Source organism: Streptomyces sp. KR80 (assembly GCF_052245555.1).
Taxonomy (GTDB): Bacteria; Actinomycetota; Actinomycetes; order Streptomycetales; family Streptomycetaceae; genus Streptomyces.
In genome coordinates this window covers 1-608 of record NZ_JBQQCD010000054.1, presented here as the reverse complement: position 1 = coordinate 608, position 608 = coordinate 1, and the positions used below count along the sequence as shown (strand labels likewise).

The following is a 608-nucleotide window of genomic DNA, read 5'->3' as shown; positions in this document are numbered from 1 at the left end:
CTTCTCGTAGGCCTTGATGACCTCGTCGGTGGGCCCGTCCATGAGAAGGGCGAGCTCGTCATGGACGGGCCCTTCTCCAGCCACAGCACCCGGTCACAGGTGTCCCGGATCGACTTGTTGTTGTGACTGACCAAGACCACCGTCCCCGCCTCCTTGCGCAACTCCCGGATCCGCGCCTCCGACCGCTTCTGGAACGCCCGGTCACCGGTCGCCAACGCCTCATCGATCATCAGCACATCGTGATCCTTGGCCGCCGCAATCGAAAACCGCAACCGCGCCGCCATACCCGAGGAATACGTCCGCATCGGCAACGTGATGAAGTCACCCTTCTCATTGATCCCCGAGAAGTCCACGATCCCCTGATAGCGATCCCGGACCTGCTCCCGCGACATCCCCATCGCCAGACCCCCCAGGATCACATTCCGCTCCCCGGTCAGATCGTTCATCAACGCCGCGTTCACCCCCAGCAACGACGGCTGCCCATCGGTGTAGACCCGGCCCCGCTCCGGCGGCAGCAACCCCGCGATCGCCCGCAGCAACGTCGACTTGCCCGACCCGTTCGACCCGATCAGCCCGATCGCCTCACCCCGGTACGCGGTGAAGGTCAC

1 pseudogene is annotated in these 608 nt (G+C 64.8%); it reads right to left on the bottom strand.

The features are described 5' to 3' along the window. Window positions 1-608: pseudogene (locus ACTWQI_RS29880) on the bottom strand (ABC transporter ATP-binding protein); the annotation flags it as partial.